The following is a 1559-nucleotide window of genomic DNA, read 5'->3' as shown; positions in this document are numbered from 1 at the left end:
GGTAGTTGTGCATGCTGTTGCGTTTTGAGGGACCGGGCTGGCGCTGGTGCGTTGGTTTGTCCTTTCGGCGGTCTTTGAAAACTACACAGCGAAATAATTCCCACGGCGCTCCTTAACGACGTCGTGGGAACGGGTATCACCCCGGCTACGGTTTTATGCAAGACGTAGCTGGGATCACCGTCAAGATAGTAAGGGCACACGGTGGATGCCTTGGCACCTGGAGCCGATGAAGGACGTGGACGACTGCGATAAGCCACGGTGAGGCGTTTAACAGCCTTTGACCCGTGGATTTCCGAATGGGGAAACCCAGCGCTTGTAATTGGGCGTTACTCCCAGCTGAACACATAGGCTGGGTAGAGGTAAGCGGGGGAAGTGAAACATCTCAGTACCCCGAGGAGAGGAAATCAACCGAGACTCCCTGAGTAGTGGCGAGCGAAAAGGGATCAGCCTAAACCGTGCACGTGTAAGTGGCTACATGTTGCGTGTGCGGGGTTGTAGGACAGCGATGTCAGTCGTAGCCGGCTGGCCGAGAGTTACAAAATTTCATGGTAGGCGAAGCGCGTGGAACCGCGCACCATAGAGGGCAAACGTCCCGTAGCCGAAACTGTGGAGTCTCTCGCAGCTGTTCCTGAGTAGGTCCGCGCCCGTGAAACGCGGACTGAATCTGGGGGGACCACCCTCCAAGGCTAAGTACTTCCAGGTGACCGATAGCGGACTAGTACCGTGAGGGAAAGGTGAAAAGAACCCCGGAAGGGGAGTGAAATAGAACCTGAAACTGTGTGCCTACAAGAGGTCGGAGCAGCACTTTGTGTTGTGACGGCGTGCTTTTTGCATAACGAGCCAGCGAGTTGCTCGTATGCGGCGAGGTTAAGCGATGAGCGGAGCCGTAGCGAAAGCGAGTCCGAATAGGGCGACATAGTCGTATGCGGCAGACCCGAAACTGAGTGAGCTACCCATGGGCAGGTTGAAGCGGGGGTAAGACCTCGTGGAGGACCGAACCCACGTAAGGTGAAATTTGCGGGGATGACCTGTGGGTCGGAGTGAAAGGCTAATCAAACTCAGTGATATCTGGTTCTCTCCGAAATATATTTAGGTATAGCCTCCGGTTTATTGCGTGTCGGCTGTAGAGCTACTGTTTGGTCTAGGGGCCCTACCAGGTTACCGAAACCAGGCAAACTCCGAAGACCGATACGTCGACCCGGGGAGTCAGTTGCTGGGGGATAAACTTCAGCGTCAAAAGGGAAACAGCCCAGATCGCCGGCTAAGGTCCCTAAGTGCATGCTAAGTGGGTAACGATGTCCGAGTGCATAGACAACCAGGAGGTTGGCTTAGAGGCAGCCATCCTTGAAAGAGTGCGTAACAGCTCACTGGTCTAGTGTTCGGGCGCGGACAATTCAACGGGGCTCAAGCATGCCACCGAAGCCGCGGGCTTCACCCTAGTGGTGGAGCGGTAGGAGAGCGTTCCCATGTCCATTGAAGCGGCGGCGGAAGCCAGCCGTGGAGGCTTGGGAAGTGAGAATGCTGGCATAAGTAACGAAAGAAGAGTGAGAATCTCTTCC

Annotated in this window: 1 rRNA gene; it reads left to right on the top strand. The window is 55.4% G+C overall.

The annotated features are described in order from the left end of the window. Positions 1 to 178: 178 nt before the first annotated feature. Positions 179 to 1559, top strand: a 23S ribosomal RNA gene (locus F593_RS0121105); the annotation flags it as partial.

This window comes from Patulibacter americanus DSM 16676, from assembly GCF_000420025.1.
Lineage (GTDB): Bacteria > Actinomycetota > Thermoleophilia > Solirubrobacterales > Solirubrobacteraceae > Patulibacter > Patulibacter americanus.
This window is presented reverse-complemented; position numbering and strand designations above follow the sequence as displayed.